Source organism: Paenibacillus sp. VT-400, assembly GCF_001029205.1.
GTDB classification, from domain to species: Bacteria; Bacillota; Bacilli; order Paenibacillales; family Paenibacillaceae; genus Paenibacillus; species Paenibacillus amylolyticus.
This window is the reverse complement of record NZ_LELF01000067.1, coordinates 465,697-486,326: the sequence shown is the minus strand read 5'-3', so window position 1 is coordinate 486,326 and position 20,630 is coordinate 465,697. Positions and strand designations below refer to the sequence as shown.

At 46.1% G+C, this 20,630-nt stretch carries 15 protein-coding genes; 2 read left to right on the top strand and 13 right to left on the bottom strand.

Annotated features, from left to right (window positions below):
- The first annotated feature begins 65 nt into the window (after positions 1 to 65).
- Complete coding sequence (locus EL84_RS12785) at positions 66 to 1,280, top strand: UDP-N-acetylglucosamine--LPS N-acetylglucosamine transferase (protein WP_047841963.1); 1,215 nt, start codon at positions 66 to 68, stop codon at positions 1,278 to 1,280.
- Positions 1,281 to 1,555: 275 nt separating this feature from the next.
- On the opposite strand, the gene EL84_RS12780 is transcribed toward EL84_RS12785, so the two are convergent.
- On the bottom strand, positions 1,556 to 2,413 hold the full coding sequence (locus tag EL84_RS12780; RefSeq protein WP_047841962.1) for a cell wall hydrolase: 858 nt from the start codon (positions 2,411 to 2,413) through the stop codon (positions 1,556 to 1,558).
- 130 nt (positions 2,414 to 2,543) lie between these two features.
- On the bottom strand, positions 2,544 to 3,146 hold the full coding sequence (thpR, locus tag EL84_RS12775; RefSeq protein ID WP_047841961.1) for an RNA 2',3'-cyclic phosphodiesterase: 603 nt from the start codon (positions 3,144 to 3,146) through the stop codon (positions 2,544 to 2,546).
- A gap of 207 nt (positions 3,147 to 3,353) precedes the next feature.
- Between thpR and EL84_RS12770 the strand changes: the two genes are divergently transcribed.
- Complete coding sequence (locus tag EL84_RS12770) at positions 3,354 to 4,310, top strand: D-2-hydroxyacid dehydrogenase (RefSeq protein ID WP_047841960.1); 957 nt, start codon at positions 3,354 to 3,356, stop codon at positions 4,308 to 4,310.
- Between the two features lie 123 nt (positions 4,311 to 4,433).
- Here EL84_RS12770 and EL84_RS12765 read toward each other — a convergent pair whose 3' ends face one another.
- The 11 genes from EL84_RS12765 to EL84_RS12720 form a co-directional block, all read right to left on the bottom strand.
- Positions 4,434 to 5,411 (bottom strand): TRM11 family SAM-dependent methyltransferase, encoded by a 978-nt coding sequence (locus EL84_RS12765; protein WP_235431524.1) that lies wholly within the window; start codon positions 5,409 to 5,411, stop codon positions 4,434 to 4,436.
- Positions 5,412 to 5,749: 338 nt separating this feature from the next.
- On the bottom strand, positions 5,750 to 7,462 hold the full coding sequence (locus EL84_RS12760) for a methyl-accepting chemotaxis protein (RefSeq protein ID WP_053061471.1): 1,713 nt from the start codon (positions 7,460 to 7,462) through the stop codon (positions 5,750 to 5,752).
- Positions 7,463 to 7,746: 284 nt separating this feature from the next.
- The gene (locus EL84_RS12755; protein ID WP_152683013.1) at positions 7,747 to 8,763 is read right to left on the bottom strand and encodes an MsnO8 family LLM class oxidoreductase; all 1,017 of its coding nucleotides are present in this window, start codon (positions 8,761 to 8,763) and stop codon (positions 7,747 to 7,749) included.
- Between the two features lie 30 nt (positions 8,764 to 8,793).
- A complete protein-coding gene (locus EL84_RS12750) occupies positions 8,794 to 10,209 on the bottom strand; it encodes a deoxyguanosinetriphosphate triphosphohydrolase family protein (protein ID WP_047841959.1) in 1,416 nt (471 codons plus the stop codon).
- Positions 10,210 to 10,444: 235 nt separating this feature from the next.
- Positions 10,445 to 10,618: a hypothetical protein gene (locus tag EL84_RS32000; protein WP_161799424.1), complete on the bottom strand. Its 174-nt coding sequence runs from the start codon at positions 10,616 to 10,618 to the stop codon at positions 10,445 to 10,447.
- 258 nt (positions 10,619 to 10,876) lie between these two features.
- Positions 10,877 to 12,757 (bottom strand): molecular chaperone HtpG, encoded by a 1,881-nt coding sequence (htpG, locus tag EL84_RS12745; RefSeq protein ID WP_047841958.1) that lies wholly within the window; start codon positions 12,755 to 12,757, stop codon positions 10,877 to 10,879.
- A gap of 1,350 nt (positions 12,758 to 14,107) precedes the next feature.
- Positions 14,108 to 15,007 carry a nickel transporter permease gene (gene nikC, locus EL84_RS12740; protein WP_047841957.1) on the bottom strand — a complete coding sequence of 300 codons (900 nt, stop codon included), beginning with the start codon at positions 15,005 to 15,007 and terminating at the stop codon, positions 14,108 to 14,110.
- Between the two features lie 230 nt (positions 15,008 to 15,237).
- Positions 15,238 to 16,242, bottom strand: coding sequence for an ABC transporter permease (locus EL84_RS12735; RefSeq protein WP_017690144.1), 1,005 nt, complete (start codon positions 16,240 to 16,242; stop codon positions 15,238 to 15,240).
- 207 nt (positions 16,243 to 16,449) lie between these two features.
- Positions 16,450 to 18,099 carry an ABC transporter substrate-binding protein gene (locus EL84_RS12730; RefSeq protein WP_047844149.1) on the bottom strand — a complete coding sequence of 550 codons (1,650 nt, stop codon included), beginning with the start codon at positions 18,097 to 18,099 and terminating at the stop codon, positions 16,450 to 16,452.
- 932 nt (positions 18,100 to 19,031) lie between these two features.
- Positions 19,032 to 19,979, bottom strand: a complete 948-nt coding sequence (locus tag EL84_RS12725) for a glycoside hydrolase family 25 protein (RefSeq protein ID WP_047841956.1) — start codon at positions 19,977 to 19,979, stop codon at positions 19,032 to 19,034.
- Between the two features lie 133 nt (positions 19,980 to 20,112).
- Entirely contained in the window at positions 20,113 to 20,610 is a 498-nt protein-coding gene (locus EL84_RS12720; protein WP_047841955.1) for a holin family protein, read from the bottom strand.
- Positions 20,611 to 20,630: the final 20 nt, after the last annotated feature.

Sequence of the window (20,630 nt, the reverse complement as noted above, 5' to 3'; positions counted from 1 at the left end):
CCATAGCTAGAATAAACAATGAATATCTTCTTTTTGAATTAAAACTTATGAATAAAGGTGAACTCATGCGAAAACCAAGAGTGCTCTTATTATCGGAAGGTTTCGGTACCGGTCACACTCAGGCCGCTCATGCGCTGGCACATGGCATCAAAAAAGTCAGTCCACATGTTCACAGTCGTGTCATTGAACTAGGCAAATTTTTGAACCCAACGGTAGCTCCACTAATTTTCTCTGCATATCGAAAGACACTATCGGTTCAACCCAAACTGGTCAGCCTGTTGTACCGCACACAGTACAATAAATCATTAAATGGTTTTACCAAGCTGGCGTTGCACCGAATTTTCTATACACAGACGGCACAGGTCGTATCCCAACTGAAACCCGATGCGGTGATCTGTACCCATCCTTTTCCGAATGCTGTCATCTCCCGGCTCAAACGACAGGGTCTGAATATCCCGCTCTATACGGTCGTGACGGATTATGACGTGCACGGAACATGGATTAATCCGGAAGTGAACAAATATCTGGTCTCTACCCCTCAGGTCAAAGCATTGCTTGAGATCCGGGGTGTCGATCCCTCCCATATTCAGATCACGGGAATCCCTGTGCATCCAGACTTCTGGGAAGCTGGAGATAAGGTGAAGCTACGGGAAGAGATGGGGCTTCAGAACATGCCTACAGCGCTACTTATGGGTGGTGGATGGGGACTTTCGTTTGATGAGGATCATATGAAAGCTCTCACGTCTTGGGCAGATCGTGTTCAATTGGTCTTCTGTCTAGGAAGCAATGAAAAAATGATCGCAAAAATGAAGGAAATGCCTTGCTTCCAGCACCCGAATATTCGTATTCTGGGATATACACGGGAAGTAAGCAAACTCATGGATGTATCCGATGTGCTGATTACGAAGCCAGGTGGCATGACATGCACTGAAGCGTTGGCCAAGGGTCTACCGATGTTGTTCATTCCTCCGATTGCAGGTCAAGAGGAAGAGAACTGTGAATACTTTGTACAAGCCGGATACGGCCACGTCATTCACTCTGCCGACGTGATCACCAATCGTTTCAGACAATTAGTGGAGCAGGCATCTACTCAAACTGAAAGCCCGCTGAACGTAGCGCATCATTCAGGTAACCATTCGGTCTATGATCCGAAGTGCTGTGCTCAAGCTGTTCATGACTTATTGTTTCCGACGACAGCCGAAGTCACAACAACCTCCTTGGAGCGCTTCACAGCCGGAATTACTGCCACGTCCTTGTCAGGTACCAGAATACCATTCTGACGCCTCTATGGACCTTTAGAACAGCTCTCACGAGGTGTTAGTGGGGACAAGACAATTGCTCACGATATACAAAGAAGGTTCCCTTCCGAATTTTTGGAAGGGAACCTTCTTTTATTTTCACTAATTCCACCGTATGATTTGGCAGAAAAAAGGGTAATTTAGAGTATAACGATATTTTTAAATAACGAAATAAAACTACGATTCAGGCTTTTTCAAGGGCCGTGTGAAGCACACACAGTTAACTACCCTGCCTGTTTGCAGAATTTACGGGTCAATTACTTGTAAAAAGTATGATGACCGATCGTTTTTACTTTTTTCTGCGAGCGGGCAACTGTCAGATCGTCAGCAAGCGTCAATGATAAGAAATAATACGTATCATCGGCAACTTCCTTCTTCCCGTTCAACGCAGCATTCACTGCTTTGATGCTGTCCTCGTTGGGAACCACACGTTTCATACGTCCGTTCGCTACAGGACTAAACTGGGATTTCTGATGGATGACCTTGTAAATGGTATCGGGAAAATTGGCTGACCGCAGCCGGTTCAAGACAACATTGGCAACTGCCACTTTGCCTTCGTACGGTTCACCTTCCGCTTCTGCCATGACGATTTTTTGCAGCAGATGCAGTTCTTTATCGGACACACTGTATGACCAGGTTGCAAGTTTCGAGTCTTCCTGGTTCAGAAGTTTGGTCCGTGTAAAGTATAGTTTTTGGGGGGGAGTTGTTACAGCAGCGACTTCTTTGGCACGTTTCACTTTAGCCAATTTCAGTGCAGCTTCTTTTTTGGCTTTGGCCGCAGCTACCGCTCTAGCTTTGTTCTTGGCCTTGGCTTCTTGCAATTCCTGCTCTTCTTGAGCAGTCGTAAGCCAGTTCTTCGCTGGCAGAGATTCAGTCCACGCTACGGTTTGGGCAGACAGATTAGAGGACAGACTTGTCCCATCTTCCATCATGCGCCTCTCTTCTTGCGTAGATGTTTGGTTATTTTGCCCAGAAGCCGCAAGTTCGGTCATCTGTTTACTATCACTAGCTTCATTCCACTTCCCCGTCGCCTGAACGACATTTACCCCCACTATACATACAAGCAGCACTGATAACATCGGTGCTACCCAACGATTTTTGCTTATAATGTTCATTCGAAGATTCCTCCTGTCGAAACAATTCCCTTAACTAAGTAACCCAAAAAAAAGAATTTGAATAACGATGGCTAATATTACATAGGGATAAACGTTATGTCAATGTGATTTTATGGCATAAAAATGATTATCAGGAAAAAGTGAACGTATCCACGGCCTCATACATTGGCGATTGTCCCAGCCTTGTCACATAAAGTACAATGTCCTCCACCATCCATGAATTAACACCTGTGGAATGTTCCGGAAGCACTCCAGATATCCCTTTATTTTCATTACCTGGAAGCTGTCCCAGATATTTTCTGGCAATGGTAATGTGGGGAGCATAAGGTCTTAATTCAGCTTCATACCCCAGGGGCGAAGTTGCCTGCACGATTTGTTTTTGCAATGAAAACAAGTGCTCTATCTCTCCGCTAACACCTTTCCAAAGCACCTTAGGTGCTTCTTCAAGTCCAAATGTGCCCCAGTCGGAAAGCTGAAGTTCAAACGGCTGAAATCCGCTTGCTGCTGAGCGCAATGCTTTTCGCAGGTGCCCAATGTCACTAACTAACGTATCCCCCAGAAATTGCAAGGTTATATGATAATCTCTATGATCTGTCCATTTACGAAAATCTAGCTTGTTCTGTACAAGCCTCGCATCCATCTGAAGAGACTGCTGAACAGCAACAGGAAGACGAATGGCTACAAACAATCTTTCCCGTCGGGATGAATGATCCTGATGTGATTGGTTATTCATTGCATACACCTCTCTAAAGTTCGCTCTATTATTTCATAACTATACATATCGTTTCAAGTTGGGTAAGTATAGAGTGACACAAATATAACCATTTGCAAATAAGGCTAGATTCCTGCATTTCCCACCTTAATGCACATCCAACACCAAATCTGATACACTTTAATCATCAAACTCATCAAACTATTTATCTCAGGAGGACCACACATTATGGGTAAAATTGTATGTTTTCCATCTCTATCCGAAGAACAGCAACAACGAATTCAGAATACTGCACCAGGATACACCCTGAAATTCGGAAAAGCCAAGGAATTGGACCCCGCTGAGTTGAAAGAAGCTGAGATTATTCTCGGCTGGTCCCCACTCGTCACAGAACATGCATTGAAACAGGATAGCCTGTTGAAGTGGGTTCAGGTCTGGTCTGCTGGTGTGGACAATCTCCCCTTCGCAGATTTGCAACAAAAGAACGTTCAGGTCACCAGTGCAAATGGAGTTCACGCGATTCCAATCACCGAAATTATTCTGGGCATGATGTTATCCCACAGTCGCTGGCTGAGACAAGCTATGCTGCATCAACAGCAGGCCGAATGGAAAGCTCCTGCCAAACCACTGCCGGAACTGCATGGCAAAACAGCGGTCATCGTTGGTGTAGGTGAGATCGGTACGGAAACAGCCCGTATTCTTAAAGCACTCGGCATGCGCACGATCGGAGTTCGCCGCTCAGGTAAGGATGTCCCCAATGTGGACCAAATGTACGACATGACCGGTTTACATGAAGCCTTGAGCCAGGGCGATTATGTAATTAACATTTTACCGCTAACTGATGAAACCAAACATATATATGATCAAACTGCATTTGAGCAGTTCCGATCCGGTGCCTGCTTTGTCAATGTAGGCCGTGGCCCCAGTGTGAAAACGGAAGCCTTGCTGAATGCACTCCAAAACGGCCAAGTTGCCTTCGCCGCACTCGATGTGTTCGAAGAAGAACCTCTTCCTGCAGACCACCCGCTATGGGGCATGGAGAACGTGTTAATTACGCCTCATATCGCAGGAAGTACAGAGCAATACGCGGATCGAGCAGTCGATATTTTCGTCAAAAATCTGGAAGCTTACGTCGCTGGCGATACCCTGCCGGTGAACCTTGTGGATTATAGTCATAAATATTAACACAAACACCCGTTCCCATGCAATATTGTGCAAATTAGATCAACGATATCAATTGATATGTAACCAATAAAAAACTCTACCTCTGGAAATTTCCTCAGAGGTAGAGTTTTTGTTTTTTCACGCTTACATACACAGCCAAATATGACGTATAAACGTGCCTTTGTGTACTGTTCGGTACTCTTTTACAGTCCATCCCGCTTCCAACAAGTGCTCTTCTACCCACTCTGTGGAAACAATCACCGCCCGTTTTGCCAATCTGCGCAAACTCTCCAGCATGGCTCGTTGCTCAGCATCCGGAAGTACAGAGCAGAGATTATAGGGCATGTCCAGAATTGCCGCATCATACAAATCTTGCAGTTCATTCATATCCCCCAGTGTGATTCGATCTGAATCATATCCATAATGCGGCAAATTGATACGTGCACCTCGGACAGCCAGAGGATTGAGATCGTTACCTTTTGCATCAATTCCCATGGATAAAGCCTCAATCACAACCGTTCCCATACCACAGCATGGATCAAGCAATCGATGATTATCTACTCTCGGAACAGCAATATTAACCAGCGCTCTCGCAAGCGTGATGCCAAATCCAGTTGAGTAATTTTGCGGCTTCTGCCGATGAATCTGCCATGATCGATCCGCTTCTGTCCACTGGCCCAAGATCCATTTTTCTCCTGTTCGGATTAGGCCGAAAGTCACCTTAGGTTGTTTCATCTGTGCCTTGCCTTTAATGCACATGCCAACTTCTTTTTCCAGTTGACGAGACTGTGCATAATCAGGGGCTTGATCCCCTTCTTTTAGACAAACTACCTTGAATGTCTCATCTGGCAACAGGTGAATATTTTTGGCAAGAGGAAGCAGATCCATCACAGTCTCCCCTTCGCCGATCACGTCCAGTCTGCCATGGATAAAAGGACTGCGTCCAGGTGGAATACATCGTTCAGACCACACATACGACCCCATATCCATAGGGATCTCCGAACTCGGTTCAAGCAGCGTATTCAGCTCCAGCATGCATAATTCTTGCTCGTTCTCGTGGCAAGCAAAGGTATAGAGGTGTTTCCCAGAAGTAGCGTACATACCAAGTGTTTCATCAGGCAAAATTCCCCTCTCCTTCCTTCATTAATCATGTTTCTTCTATATAAATAGTAAGCTCATTGAAGACATATCAAATACGACTCATACGTTTGCTTCAGGTAGTCATTGTATACAATGTTAGACTGCTAGACAACTACCCATTTCCTTGCACGTATCTATTTGGACAGAAAAAAAATAAGGTGTTCCCATTGTTGAGGAACGCCTTACTTTATTTTGAGATTATAACATTGGAAATCCAATCATTCTTGCCAGTAAACGTTATAGGCCAACAGCTCATATATGATACTGATTTCTCACCATTAGCCGCCTGCGTGATTCCAGCTTCTTCTATTATAAGAAGGTTATATTTTTAATTTTTCAATGGATGTAAGCAAATCTTCCGATAATTCTTTCAGACTTTGAATGTTGCCGCTAATCGTTTCCATAGAACTTACTTGCTCTTCCGCCGATGCAGAAACTTCTTCCACACTCGCTGCCGATTGTTCCGAAACAGCGGAAATCTGCTGACTGAAATCATTCATTCTTCCGCTTGCTTCCTGCATGCCTGCGAGACCATCTGTCATCGTGCCGATGACACCAACCATGCCTTCCACCGATTCATTAATTGTACGGAAGAGTTGACCTGAAGTAAGCACATGTTCCTGACCCAGTTCGGTCTCCTGAACGTTCGTACGTAATTCCGCAACCACCCCTTGTGACTCCTGCTGAATATCCTCGGTAATCGCAGTGATCTCTTCAACCGAAGTCTGCACAGCCTCAGATAACTTCCTCACTTCTGATGCCACTACGGCGAATCCGCGTCCACTCTCTCCCGCACGTGCTGCCTCAATGGAGGCATTCAATGCCAGCAGATTGGTTTGGCGTGCAATGTCATGAATGACTTGAACCAGCTTGGAAATATCTTCATTTTTACGATTCAATCGTTCCATCTTGTTCATGGAAGCAGAGACCGAACCGGAAATCTGTTGCATCTGCTGCACGGATTGTTCCATCACCTTGCGACCATTCAACCCTTGCTCCAGTACAAGATCCGACATGACGCGCAACTGGCTGCCTTGTTCCGTATGATTCTGAATGTGATCATTCAACACTTCAACCGTACGGGCTGATTCCACGGCTGTCTCTGCCTGGCTCTCTGCGGCCTTGGCTGACTCTTCCATGGTCACAGCAATCTGGCGACTACCAATCTTAACCTCTTCTGAGGATATTGCCAGTTCCCCACTTTGTAGATTAACAGCTTCCGCAATTCGTCTGACGCTCAGAACCATGGAAGTCAGGTTACCTTTCATGTCATTCACCGCTTTGGCCAGAACACCAACTTCATCCTCATGTTTGGTATGTATGTCCTGAACATTCAATTGTCCTTCTGCAATCAGTTTCACCGCACTAATGACACGTAGCAGTGGTTTCACGACCTGTGAACGAATAATCGGAATGCTGATCGCTGTAATGGCAATCATGACAAGAACACCGATAATGATGATTAATCTACCATCCTGTACCGATCTAATCGTTTGGGCCGCCGCAAGATTGGACTGTTCCTGATTGTATTCCACGAGATAATCAAGATCGACTTGCATGGTGTCAAAGGAATCAGCACCTTTATCAGCCACTTCCTTCGCCAGCTGTGTCTGACCCTCATCACTCAGCTTGATCGATTGCGTATTAATCTTGAGATACGCTTCCCATTTGTTCTTGAACGCATTCCAGTGTTCGAACTCTTCCGCAGACTTCTCCTGCTGATCATAGATTTTAATCGCCTGCGTCGTTTCACGAATATACTTGGTACGCTCTTCTGACAAGAATGCCTTGTCTGTTTCATCCGCGTCAAAGTGACGATAACTTAGTGACAGAACATGTTCTGTGGTATAATTTAACCGGTTAATTTGCTGGATTGATGGCATCCAATTGTTCGTAATTTCATTAGTGTTGGTTTCAATTGAATTCATCCGGGTGACAATCGTGACACTCAAAATAATTAAACAGAGGATTAACAAGTAGAACGCGATGCTGATACGCAGACCGATACTCTTGATCTTAAATCTGCTGAACATATGATTTCCCCCTTGACCTCTTCGGTCATCCCGAATTCAGGTGCTTATGTCACTGTTTTCCCTTCTTTTGACCTCTTGTCAAAAGAACTTCTCTATATTATATCGATAGGAAAATAGACGTAAAGTATTATAACATTATTTTGTCATTAAGATGCTTGATTTTGTAAAAGATTGTTGAATCTTGACAAAGTCCAAACCGAAGAGCTGCAGCATACGGTAAAGTCCCGATCTGCAGCTCTTCGGTTTGTTCGGATTTCAACGGCTAACATCATAAAGCGATCAGCCTAGTTCAGTATTGCTGTCTTATGCTCAGCCAGCAATCGATATGAATCCAACCTGCGTTCATAATCTGGTCCTGCCGTAACCAGAAGCAACCTCTCCGTATCCAGCCTGCGACTCACCTGTTGCAATCGAGCCCATACCTGCTCAGGTGTACCTGCATAGTGCCGTACCGATTCATTTTGATCACTAACGGCTTCATCATTCGTGTCAGAGCCCGCGATACCGCTTGAATTCGACTCGGTTGAATGTTCTTTCCCATCCAGCTTGCGCCTCTCCGCCATGTCACGACTCCAGGCCATAGCATCCGTCTCTGACTCGGCACACAATACGCTCACTGCCACCATAACCTCAGGCTCCTTCATCGTTGCACTAGGCATAAATCCTTCTCGGTATCGCCTTACAGCCTCTGTACCATCGGCATCACTCATGAATTGACCAAAGACATATCCCATGCCAAACCGTGCCGCAAATTCTGCACTCTTCACGTTAGTTCCCAACATCCAGAGTGATAACGGAAGCTTGGGAATCGGACGAGCTGTCACGGAATGATCCTCGTACATGTAACGGTCTTCGAGCAGTTCTGTGAGTGCTGCAAGTGATTCAGGCAGCTTGGACACATGCTGCAAGTAATTGCCACTGAGTGCCATCGTGGCATGAGGTCCACCGCCAGGAGCACGTCCGAGCCCAAGCTCAATGCGCCCCGGATAGAGCGCAGCCAGCAGGCGGAATGACTCCGCAACCTTGAGCGGGCTATAATGCGGCAACAAGACCGCACCAGAGCCAAGTTGGATCGTTGTTGTCCTTGCTCCGATGTGCGATAACAGTACTTCGGGAGAGGCCGATGCCAGTTCAGCCATATCATGATGCTCTGACGTCCAGTATCGGGCGTATCCCCAAGCCTCGGCATGTTGCGCAAGTGTCACTGATTGTTGAAGTGCCTGTTCCGCTGTGACATCGTCTAACCTTGGAACAAGGTCAAGTACGCCCAGACTGAACGTCTCACTCATTCGCTTAGCCATGCGTCTCATCTCCCTTTATATCGGTTAATTTTAATCCAAATCGTAGATCGAACCCACCTTCAGACCATATAGTTCATTATATATTTTCTCGGCAAATGCATCCGTCATTCCTGCGATGTAATCGATCACCATGTGTTCCCAAGTCCAGATCGGCTGGGCTTTGGCTTGATCCTTCTCATACCGCTGCAGCCAGTCGGATGGAATAATGGATTTGGACGTTTCAGGATCCAGGAATGCATCCCATAATCGCTTAATCATCCACTCACTGCGCTTCTGTAGCCGCTGCACACGCAGGTCACGAATCATGGTTACCCAGGCAAAACTCTTGAGCACACTCACCGTACGCAGCATGTCGAGGTCTTCAGCCCCTTCACGGACAAAGGTTACCTTCTTCCAGTCACCGTCGTCAATAACGCCCAGACTGCCTACAAAAAAGCTCACCCAGTAGGCTTTCACCTCACGGCGGGTACGCGAGTAATCATGCTCGCAGAACGGCATCTTTTCATTCCAGATGCGCAGGAACGAAGCGAGGACCTCTTCTACCTTTTGCCCAATCGCTTCTCGGGTCCATCCGTTCCAGAACAGATCCTCCAGCGTTGTAATTTTATCCACAATCAGTCGATTCACATGCGGATCTTGCAGGAAATGCTCATGTACTTCAATTTTACCTGCTTTGATGCCATCCTCCAGGTCATGTGAGGAGTACGCAATATCGTCGCAAAGGTCCATCAGCTGTGCTTCCAGCGTCTTCTTGCCTGCCGGCACGTTCCAGCGATCACGGATCTCCCGAATATATTGCCACTCATGATGATACATGCCTTTTTTGCTCTCTGTCCCAGGGTACGGATATTTGTTTATCCCTAGTAATACCGCATCAGACAGGTTCAGTCCGTCGATATCTTCACGCTTCTCCAAGTGCATAATGAGACGGAAATTGTGCGCATTGCCTTCAAAATGCTCGTATTTCCGTTTTAACTCGGAACGTACTTCAGACTCGACCTTGGGAACTTTGGCGCTGCGGCTTTTTTTCATGATTTTCTTAGCCTCGGTGTTAATGAGGTCATCCAGAATACCATCCAATACTTCTTCACCTTTATGTCCAAACGGCGGGTGACCAAAATCATGTACGATTGCAGCGCACTCCACCACTTCTGAATCAATAATAAGGCCGGGGTTGTCCGCGCGGTCCCAGTCTACCTCTGGAAAACGGCGAATCAGACTTCGGGCAGCCTCTCTTGCAATCTGTGCCACCTCTAGGGAATGGGTCAAACGAGTACGATAATAATCACCCGTTCCTGCGCCAAACACCTGCGATTTGCCCTGTAACCGACGGAAGGTCGGTGAATGAATGAGTCTCGAATAGTCCCGCTCATACGCTGCACGAGATCCATCCAATTTGGTTAATTCAGGATATTGTCTATGTTCTCTCAGATCGTTCCATTGCATGGGGATCACTCCTAGCCGACTGTCTCTATTTTGAGTGATTATACACAACATCTGTGGTTTCGAAAAGTAAAACCTGTCTGCGATTGTCATCTCTTCTTACATCAACTTGTGATGAACAGTCATCTTCTCTTATTATACCCTGCCAGACTATCATCCGTGCATCTAAATGACAATGATTCATATTGAACTCATTATTCACATATGCTCGCTCCCATAGCAGAACAACCATAAGTACTCACTGTGCCACCAGGTAGCCGTTCCGGTTACGGATCGTTCTTCTGATCGCTGTTGTCTCCAGGTTTTCTGAATTCCCTTTACTAAGGGAAAAACCCGGAGACAAAGGCGAACGCTTCGCTTCTTCAGAATCGATTCCTTCCCCTTCACTACTTTTGCTGTCCTTAAAATACAATAATGGTATTCACCATCCAGTTCGCTAAAATCGAGTGTAAATCAAGTTCAACTTAGAATAATATCATCCATCACTACAATGATAGTCTGCCTTCCCCGCGCCCTCCCCGTTGTAGGTAAAAAAACAAAAACCGACAGGACGGAAATGCCCTGTCGGATGAATATGGTGGATGCAGCAAAACTTAATGTTCACGTAGTCTACTCTCGAAGCTGCGTGAGTTTTTACATCAAGGATATTATCGCACGCTTGTACGAAAGTTCACACCATAACCTTACAGATATCGTTGGTGAACTCTACTGGGTCCTGAATTGGCAGTCCCTCGATCAGCAATGCTTGATGATACAGCAGGCTTGTGTAAAGGTTCAGCTTTTCCTGATCCTGCGCGAAAGCGTCTTTCAACGATTTGAAAACATCGTGATTCACGTTGATTTCCAGCACTTTGTCGGCTTGTACATTTTCGCTGTTCGGCATAGCTTTCAGGATTTTCTCCATTTCAATCGTCAGTTCACCTTCGGTGGACAAACATACCGGGTGGCTTCTGAGGCGTTTGGAAGCTTTAACCGCTTTGACTTTACCTGCCAATTGAGCTTGCATCGCTTCAAACAACTCTTTGTTGTCGTTGTCCTGTGCGTCCGTTTCTTCTTTGTCTGCGCTATCTTCGATGCCCAGGTCACCACTGGAGATGGATTTGAATTCTTTCTCCTTGTAGTTCGTGATCATCTTGATTGCAAACTCGTCGATGTCATCGGTAAAGTACAATACTTCGTACCCTTTTTCAAGAACACCCTCGATCTGCGGCAGCTTCTCAATACGGCTAATGGACTCACCAGATGCATAATAGATGTACTTCTGATCTTCCGGCATTCTGGAGACGTATTCGTCCAGGCTCACGAGTTTGCTCTCTTTGGAAGACGTGAACAACAGCAGATCCTGCAATGTATCCTTGTTCACACCATAATCGCTGTATACACCATATTTCAACTGACGCCCAAACGCTTGGTAGAACTTCTCGTAGTTCTCACGCTCGTCCTTCAACAGGCTTTGTAGTTGGCTCTTGATTTTGTTCTTAATGTTCTTCGCGATCAGGCTAAGCTGACGGTCATGTTGCAACATCTCACGCGAAATGTTCAGGGACAGGTCTTCCGAATCCACCATACCTTTAACAAATCCAAAGTAATCTGGCAACAGATCCCCGCATTTATCCATGATCAATACACCGTTGGAGTAAAGCTCGAGGCCTTTTTCATACTCTTTGGTATAGTAGTCAAACGGCGTATTCTCCGGAATGAACAGGATTGCATTGTATACCACAGCGCCATCTGCGCTAATATGCAAGTGTTTAAGCGGTTTGTCAAAACCGTAGCGTTTTTCCATATAGAAGTTATTGTAGTCTTCTTCGGTCAATTCGCTTTTATTTTTACGCCAGATCGGCACCATGCTGTTCACAGTTTGTTCTTCTTGGTATTCCTCGAACTCGTTCTCCGTGCCCTCTTTCGGACGTTGACCCGTTACATCCATCTTGATCGGGTAGCGAATGAAGTCGGAGTATTTCTTGATGATGGATCTCAGACGGTACTCTTCCAAAAATTCGTCATACGAATCTTCTTCGGTATTTTCTTTGATCGTCAGGACGATCTCTGTACCTACTGAATCTTTCTCAGCTGGTGTGATCGTGTAACCATCCGCGCCTTCGGACTCCCATTTCCAAGCCTCGTCGCTGCCCAGCGTTTTACTTGTTACGCTCAGCTTGTCCGCCACCATAAATGCCGAGTAGAAACCAACCCCGAATTGTCCGATGATGTTGTGACCGTCTTTTGCTTCATTTTCTTTCTTGAACGCCAGGGAACCACTCTTCGCGATAACCCCCAGATTATTCTCTAGCTCTTCCTGCGTCATACCAATACCGGTATCTGTCAGTGTGAGCGTGCGGTTTTCTTTGTCAATCGTAAGCTTGATGAAGTAGTCCTCTTTGTTGAAAACGAGCGAATCGTCGGTAAGTGCTCTGTAATAAATTTTATCAATGGCGTCACTGGAGTTGGAGATCAATTCTCTCAAAAAGATTTCTCTTTGGGTGTAAATGGAGTTGATCATCATATCCAGCAAACGTTTGGATTCTGCCTGGAATTCTTTTTTAGCCATGAATGGTTGGACTCCTTTCAAATTGGGATATCGAATGATTTGATTGAAAATAGAAAGCAACTGAGATAATCCTGCGGCCATTAGTAGACTCAAAAACCTTTGATCGCTCTAGTCCACAGATATTGTGATTCACTTCTAACTGGCTCATTGTAAAAATAAGTGCACGACGTTCTGCAATATAGCCGTTCCGGTTACGAATCGTTTTTCGGATCGCTGTTATCCACAGATTTCTTTGATTCCCTTTTAAAAAGGGAGAAATCCGGTGATAAAGGCGAACGCTCCGCTTCCTCCAAATCGATTTCGTCCCCTGCACTACTTTTGCATCTGATCAGCGACTGATTTTTTAGGATAAAGAATATCAATGAAGTGATATCTCCTAGACGTGGAATGTAGCTTCAATTCTGTTGCACACCTTGGCTTCGCATGTTCTATTCAGGTTTAATATCTATTTCCCAAAACAGAATCATTCCATATGTAAGCTTATAGTAAAAACATCATCTGTTAGCACTCTGATGATCGGAGTGCTAAACCCTTCCTTTTATATAACATATGGGAAAATTGGGTGTCAATACGTAGGCGGTTATTTTAACTAAAAGATCGAATAACTCTTTAACTTTTGCACATCACCAATCATTTTACCGTAATCCCGCAGGTAAAACAAAAGCCGCCTCGAACCAAAGTTCGAACCGGCGTAATGAAAGATTGTAATGTGTCTGTTGCTATAGTAGATAGGATTAAAACATATTCATCTGATGTACCTTGTAGTATCCTCGGTCTTACTGTGTTGAGACTGATGTATGTTGTATGGGTACTTTGGTATGTTGATATGTTGGTATCTTGGTTACTTGAATGTCTTGAGCAGTATGACAGTCACGCGCTAACGAATCTCAGAGGCGTTAATTGGCCTTTTTGGGAGGTTTTTGTAAGCTAACGAATCGTAGACACGCTATTTCTCGACTTTAGCCAACCTTTTGAGACTTTCTGCAGGTTTTTGCAAAATAGAGTGTGTGAGGTTCGTTAGACTGGGAAATTGGCTGGAAATCGTAAAATAAGGGCTCCCGGGTTCTTTAGAGTTGAAGCAAGTGTTGGCGTTACAGCTTCAGATAGGATTGTGATAAAAATTAGTGCTTACGGTTAGTGTTAACGTTGCCTTTGGCACGCATGCTGCGTTACAGAAAAAGTTAGGCTTGCAGAGTTAGGGTTTCAATCAAAATTGCAGTTTGAGTTCGAGCTTGGGTTACAAGTTATGGTTACGGTTACGGTTACGGTTACGGTTACGGTTACGGTTACGGTTACGGTTACGGTTACGGTTATGGTCACGGTTTGAGTTTGAGTTTGAGTTTGAGAATTCTACTTTTTCGCCATTTTAGGATCAAGGGTGTCGCGCAGGCCGTCGCCCATTAGGTTGAAGCCGAGAACGGTCAACATAATGGAAACGCCAGGGAAGATCAGTGTCCACGGTGCTTTTTGTATAAACTGACGGGAGTCCGACAGCATTTTACCCCATTCCGGGTCGGGTGGTTGCGCGCCCATGCCTAGAAATCCAAGTGCAGCAGCTTCGATGATCGCAGTCCCAATTCCGAGTGTACCTTGCACGATCAGAGGAGTAAGGCTGTTGGGCAAGATGTGGCGAAACAAGATTCGCCCATTGCCCGCTCCAAGTGTCCGTGCCGACGTAATGAATTCCTCCTGTCTCAAGCTGAGTACCCGTGAACGCACCAATCTTCCGTAGGTTGGAATGTTCACGATGGCAATGGCGAGCAGTGCATTTTGCAAAGACGGGCCCAATATCGCCACAATGGCGATGGCGAGCAATATCCCCGGAAAGGCGAGCAAGATATCAAATAGACGCGAGATAAGCATGTCCGCCCATCTTCCATAAAATCCGGCAATGAGACCAAGCAGCGTACCCGCGATAATGGAACCAATGACGGAGAAAAAGCCCACCCACAAGGAAATACGCGCCCCATGCAGCACTCTGGAAAACACGTCACGCCCCAGATCATCGGTACCAAACCAATGCTCTGCCGAAGGGGACTGAAGCCGATCCACCAGCACCTGTTCCTTGTAATCGTAAGGTGCGATGTATGGCGCGAGGAAGGCCAACAGGATAAAAAATACGATAATGATCAAACCCGCAAGCGCAAGCCGATTTCTCCGAAACGTTCTCCACGCTTCCCGCCATGGACCGGATGTGCTCGCCGACGCAGCGTCAATGGATGGTCCGGTATTGGTCGATAATTTGGCCATGCGGTGTCTCCTTTCTTGAACATGAATATAACAAAAGATCAACGCGTTCTATTACACTCAAGCCCTACGATTGCAGTATCATCTTCTGATCGCTGTTATCCCCAGATTATATTGATCCACCTATTTAAAGGTGAAAATATGGTGATTCATGCGTAGCCTATGCTTCCGATGTAGCTTTCTTTCAGAAAGCTTTTAGCTTCGCTTCTGCAGATTGGTTCTTGATGGAGTTCCTATTTATAACTGATACGAGGATCAAACACGGCGTAGAGCAAGTCCACAATCAGGTTGATCACCACGAAAAAGAACGCCACGATCAGAATGCCACTCTGGATCACCGGATAGTCCCGCGAACTAATCGCTTCATATATATAACGTCCCACGCCCGGCCAAGCAAAGATAGTCTCGGTCAACACCGCACCCCCGAGCAACGATCCGGTCTGGATGCCGATAACCGTGAGCACGGGAATAAACGCATTTTTGAGCGCATGTCCATATACGACAAAAAACGGCCCCAGTCCCTTCGCCTTCGCTGTACGAATGTAATCGGAACTCATTACTTCCAGCATGCTGGAACGAGTCATCCGAGCAATAACAGCCATCGGAATCGTCCCCAGTGCAACACTTGGCAGAATCAAATGTTTCGTTACGGTCCACAACTGATTCCATTGTCCAGCAATCATCGTATCCAGCACATACAAGCCCGTAATGGCTTCCACCGGATCACGTGCATTCATGCGACCAATGGAAGGCAGCCACTGCAACTTGTTCGCGAACAACCATTGTTCCATCAGACCGAGCCAGAAGATTGGCATGGATACACCCACCAAAGCAATGACCATACAGCAATAATCAAACCAGGAGTTGTGCTTCCATGCACTGACAATCCCGGCATTCACCCCAATAATGACAGCAAACAACATACTTGCCATCGTTAATTCAAGGGTTGCTGTCAGATAAGGCACAATTTCCTGGGCAATAGGCACCTTGGTGCGGATGGATGTTCCAAGGTCACCTTTGAGCAAATCGCCCAAGTAGGCAAAATATTGCTGGAACCAAGGTTTATCCAGACCGAGCTGGTCACGAAGGGCCTGCTTGGATTGTTCGGTTGCCTTTTGCCCAAGTATGGTCTCGGCCGGGTCACCCGGAATGGCGTGGATGATGGAAAAAACAATCAGGGTCATGCCCAGAAGTACGGGCAGCAACACAAGCACACGTTTGACAATATAGCTGTTCAATCCTGTTCACCTGCCTTCGACATATCGTGCAAAATAAAAAGCGCCGGCAAAAACGCATGCTTTGGATAGTTACGTCCGGATGTGGGTTCTGCCAAGCATTTCGTCTCACCAGCGCTTTGATAGAAAGAATTAAAACGTAATCACTCCGAACTGTAGTGCCATCTTCAGATCGCAGTTATCCTGAAATGGATAAGTTCAGCTTACAGCTTACTCGAAATAAGCACCGGCATAGGATTCGGTGCCCAGTGGAGAAGGAACGAAACCTTTCAGGTTTGCTTTACCCGCCAGAATTGGCGTCGTGTGTACCAGAGGAATCCACGGTGCGTCTTCCTTGATAATTGCCTGCGCTTGTTTGTAAAGCTCCGCACGTTTCTCCTGATCTGTTTCTTTCTGCGCATCCGTCAGCAACACATGCAACTCTTCGTTTACATAATAACTGCGGTTGTTGCTTGGAATGGCATCTTTATCCAGCAGTGTATACAGGAAGTTATCTGGGTCACCATTGTCACCTGTCCAGCCGAGCATGTAAATGTCGTCCTTCTCCCCGGCCTTTGTATCTTCGAGATACGTTGCCCACTCCGGTGATTCGATGGTGACGGTCACTCCGATTTTCTCAAAATCGGCCTGGATCGCCTCGGCCACCTTTTTGCCATCAGGCATATACGGGCGGGATACCGGCATTGCATAGAAGGTTACTGGATCAGGCAATCCGTCAGGGAAGCCAGCTTCGGCCAGTAAAGCTTTTGCTTTTTCCAGATCATATGGGTAATCCTCAATGGTATCGTTGTATCCCCACAGCGTTGGCGGCATCGGGTTCACAGCAGGTTCAGCTTGCCCAGCAAAGAACGCATCAATAAGGGCCTGCTTGTTCACCGCATGATTAAGGGCTTGTCTGACTTTCACATTATCAAATGGTTTCTTCTTAAAGTTAAAGCCGATATACGCCACGTTGAACGGTGGACGCTCGATCTTCTGTAACTCGCTGTTGCCCTCAAGAATGGACAGATCGTCCGGGTTCAGGTCTTCCATGACATCAATCTCGCCGTTTTGCAGGGCATTGAAGCGAGCGGTATTATCCGGAATGGAACGCACGATCACTTTGTTCAGCTTTGGCAGTCCTTCTTTCCAGTAATCCGCGTTTTTCTCCAGGGTGATGGAGTCGTTACGCTTCCACTCTTTGAATACAAATGGGCCGGTGCCCACAGGCTCGCTCTTGAAGTTTTCTTTTTTCTCCTGAATCGCGGTTGGGCTGGCAATGCCAAATGGCGTCATCGCAATATTTTGCAGGAAAGGGGCTTGTGGCTGGTTCAATGTGAACTCCACCGTAGTTTCGTCCGTCGCCTTCACTTCCTTGATCACACGTCCGTCCTCTGGACCAAACATGGAATCGTAATAATCGAAGGAATCTCCCTCGAATTTATATTCACTCGCCGGATCGCCCCAGCGGTTGAAGTTAAACACAACAGCCTCTGCGTTGAAGTCAGTTCCATCATGGAATTTCACACCGGACTTCAGCTTAAACACATACTTGAGCCCATCCGCCGAAATCTCCCAGCTCTCTGCTAGTCCAGGAATGACCTCTGTTCCGCCTTCCTTGTAATCCAGCAACGAGTCAAACACCTGATGTCCAATCTTCAGAGACTCTCCATCGGTCACAATCGCCGGATCGAGTGCAACGGAATCCCCGCCACGCCCCATAATCATCGTATCTTGCGCTTCTGTCACCTCGGCTGGTGGCTCGCTGCCTTCCGCCGGAGCAGGTGAATTCCCAGCCCCCTCATTGCTCGAACAGCCTGACAACACCAAGACGGTACTCAAAGCCAGAGTCAAAAAACCGGACATCCATTTCTTTCTCATTCGCATACGTACAACACCCTTCCCTGTCTCATAATGTGTGTGATGCTGGCATGAAAGATCTCCAATGTTGGCAATTGGTTTGGTGCTATGTATCATATAAAAGGCTTTAGATGCCTGCGATACCTTAATTAAAGTTCTGGGAAAAGTACGGCATGTATATGAAATGTAAAAACAGCATGGGACACGTATGGAATACAGGTAAATTTCAGATCATGCACATGGATTGAGGACGTCGTTTGATTACTTTTTATAGAAAAAGAAAAAGGTTCTACAACGTATCTTGTGAGATGAATCTATGAAATTGAATGAAATTGTTGCGTTTTATTTGAACTTAGGTCAATTAGCAACAGCCAGTGGGTATGGACTGGTAAGAGTAAGTTTAAGTTGGTAGATTAAAAATACTGATGGGCATATGGATACTACGCTGCTGGCTACGCAATCAAGTCTGTTCCTTGAGCGTGTCGTGTTGAGTATGAAGTGTGGAGACCGGATTAGGTATCGTTATCGTTCGTTAGCAATACGGATGAAAGAAACTCAACATAGGCTAGGTTGTTTGGATGTGTAAGTTGTTTATTACGGTGGTTTTCTCTTGCAAATTGGATGTGTAAAATGTATGAACGAGTCATCTTGAGATGTTGGATTGTACAACAGGGAGACATTACAATAACTTCATATGTTATGGTTTTGTCATGATGAGGAGGATTGTGTAAATAAACTGTGGTGAAAAACAATTTCGTGTAACTTACTTTACATCACATTAATCAATTAGACAAGAGATTTACAGACATAAGTCTTCAACTTTATTATATGTGTTAATATCACTTACACAAAACACAAAAAAGGAACACAGTTCGACAAAAAGCATCCCGTGTCCCTTCTCTTCTCAATCCACATTCAGATAAGATCAATATTTTAATTTGCTAAGAATCAGCTCACTTTTTAAACAAACCTCTGCGATGCATCACGGTAATAAAACGGTAAAAATCATAACTCGCCCCATTATCGATGCTGAACAATGGATTTTTGGTGTCATATGCCAGTGCTGCATCCACAGCTGCCTTCGCCCATACTGGAACTTCCATTTGCTGACGCGCCTGCAGTTTGTCGACCTGGGATTTGAGCGCATCAAACGCTGCTTTCTCTTCGGCTGTCATCGGTTCGCCCCCTTTCGGTGGTTCAGTTGGTGGATTCGGATGACTTGGATTCGTCGGATTGGATGGCTCCGGGGGTTTCGGAGTGGCTGCTGCGTATCTTGCTCTGAGCTGTGCCGCTGTTCCCTCGAATTCATTCATATCCACGTTGCCACTAATGCCATTCACCTTGCCTGAATCCGTATACTGCCAGAACGTCCAACGCTTCCATGCCGGTTGGTCTTCCGGTACACGGGTGTTGCTGTAACGCGCGATCCAAAGATCGTATGAGCTGAGTGATGTGTCAAAATTCCCGGCAAATGAATTGCCCGTGTATATGATCGGTTTTACACCTGTCAGACGTTGTAATTCGGTTAAAAAAGCTTTGGCAACTGTATTCATCTGCGCTTTGCTCAGGTTGCCGGGGTTGTTCTCGTAGTCCATAACAGGTGGCAGCTGTAACGCTTTGGCGCCTCCAACTTTGTTAAGTGTATTGGCATAATGTACCGCTTCTGCCTTGGCACCATCGGTCGATGTCGCGCGGAAGAAGTGATACGTTCCCACCATCAAGCCCGCCGCCAGTGCTCCTATTACATTTTTCTGGTAATTCGGATCGGTATATGTCTGTCCCTCAGTTGCCTTGATGAATACAAATGTCATGCCACTCGCCTTCACCTTCGCCCAGTCAATATTGCCCTGGTAACGAGAGACGTCAATGCCCTGTGTGTTGCCTGAACTCCTCGTTTGCATGTTTCTCACACCCTTTATGCGGCAAATTGCCGTTTGTATATATTTAATGCGGTTGGATTAGGGGTTGCTTGTGTGCGTGTCCCTGATGTGTTGAGTTATGTGTAGTTTCACGTGCTAGTTTGCTATAGTCGCATTACTTCTTACTATCTCCAGCCTGTGAATCTAAGTCATCTGGATCTGCCTGTGAAAAAGAGTCTTTGGCACTCGGGGAGAAATTACCGGGGAGTTCCCCGGTTCCCCCTTTGCCCTTGAGCACTTCAATAGCTTGCCGAATCACTGGCGGAATTGGAGCGCCCAACTTACCCCCGTTTTCGATGATGGACAACAACTCATTTGCGATATAAAAAAAGGCGACCGCATCCCTGAACAAATGTCCGTCTCCCAGAACACCGTCCACCAGATGAGCCACCGATACCATTGCAAATATAAACACCTTTCTGGCGATGCCGAACATCCCAACATTACTTTCTAACTTGCCACTCATGCCCGCAGCCGCGAAGCCGGTTAGGTAATCGAGGATGACGAACACGAGTAGTACGCCGAGTACCCCTGACCAACCTCCGAAGAAGTAGGTTACTGAGCTGCTCATTAGTGCAATTCCCCATTTCCATAGAGTGTCCCATCTTTCCATGGTTTCACCTCCTTGAGCCT

Excerpts from the sequence above, each read along its gene's own strand:
- EL84_RS12785 (WP_047841963.1), top strand. The coding sequence starts at position 66 with ATGCGAAAACCAAGAGTGCTCTTATTATCGGAAGGTTTCGGTACCGGT.
- EL84_RS12770 (WP_047841960.1), top strand. The coding sequence starts at position 3,354 with ATGGGTAAAATTGTATGTTTTCCATCTCTATCCGAAGAACAGCAACAA.
- EL84_RS12730 (WP_047844149.1), bottom strand. The coding sequence starts at position 18,099 with ATGAGAAAGAAATGGATGTCCGGTTTTTTGACTCTGGCTTTGAGTACC.
- EL84_RS12780 (WP_047841962.1), bottom strand. The coding sequence starts at position 2,413 with ATGAACATTATAAGCAAAAATCGTTGGGTAGCACCGATGTTATCAGTG.
- EL84_RS12750 (WP_047841959.1), bottom strand. The coding sequence starts at position 10,209 with ATGCAATGGAACGATCTGAGAGAACATAGACAATATCCTGAATTAACC.
- nikC (WP_047841957.1), bottom strand. The coding sequence starts at position 15,007 with ATGGCCAAATTATCGACCAATACCGGACCATCCATTGACGCTGCGTCG.
- EL84_RS12760 (WP_053061471.1), bottom strand. The coding sequence starts at position 7,462 with ATGTTCAGCAGATTTAAGATCAAGAGTATCGGTCTGCGTATCAGCATC.
- EL84_RS12720 (WP_047841955.1), bottom strand. The coding sequence starts at position 20,610 with ATGGAAAGATGGGACACTCTATGGAAATGGGGAATTGCACTAATGAGC.
- EL84_RS12725 (WP_047841956.1), bottom strand. The coding sequence starts at position 19,979 with ATGCAAACGAGGAGTTCAGGCAACACACAGGGCATTGACGTCTCTCGT.
- EL84_RS12755 (WP_152683013.1), bottom strand. The coding sequence starts at position 8,763 with ATGGCTAAGCGAATGAGTGAGACGTTCAGTCTGGGCGTACTTGACCTT.
- htpG (WP_047841958.1), bottom strand. The coding sequence starts at position 12,757 with ATGGCTAAAAAAGAATTCCAGGCAGAATCCAAACGTTTGCTGGATATG.
- thpR (WP_047841961.1), bottom strand. The coding sequence starts at position 3,146 with ATGAATAACCAATCACATCAGGATCATTCATCCCGACGGGAAAGATTG.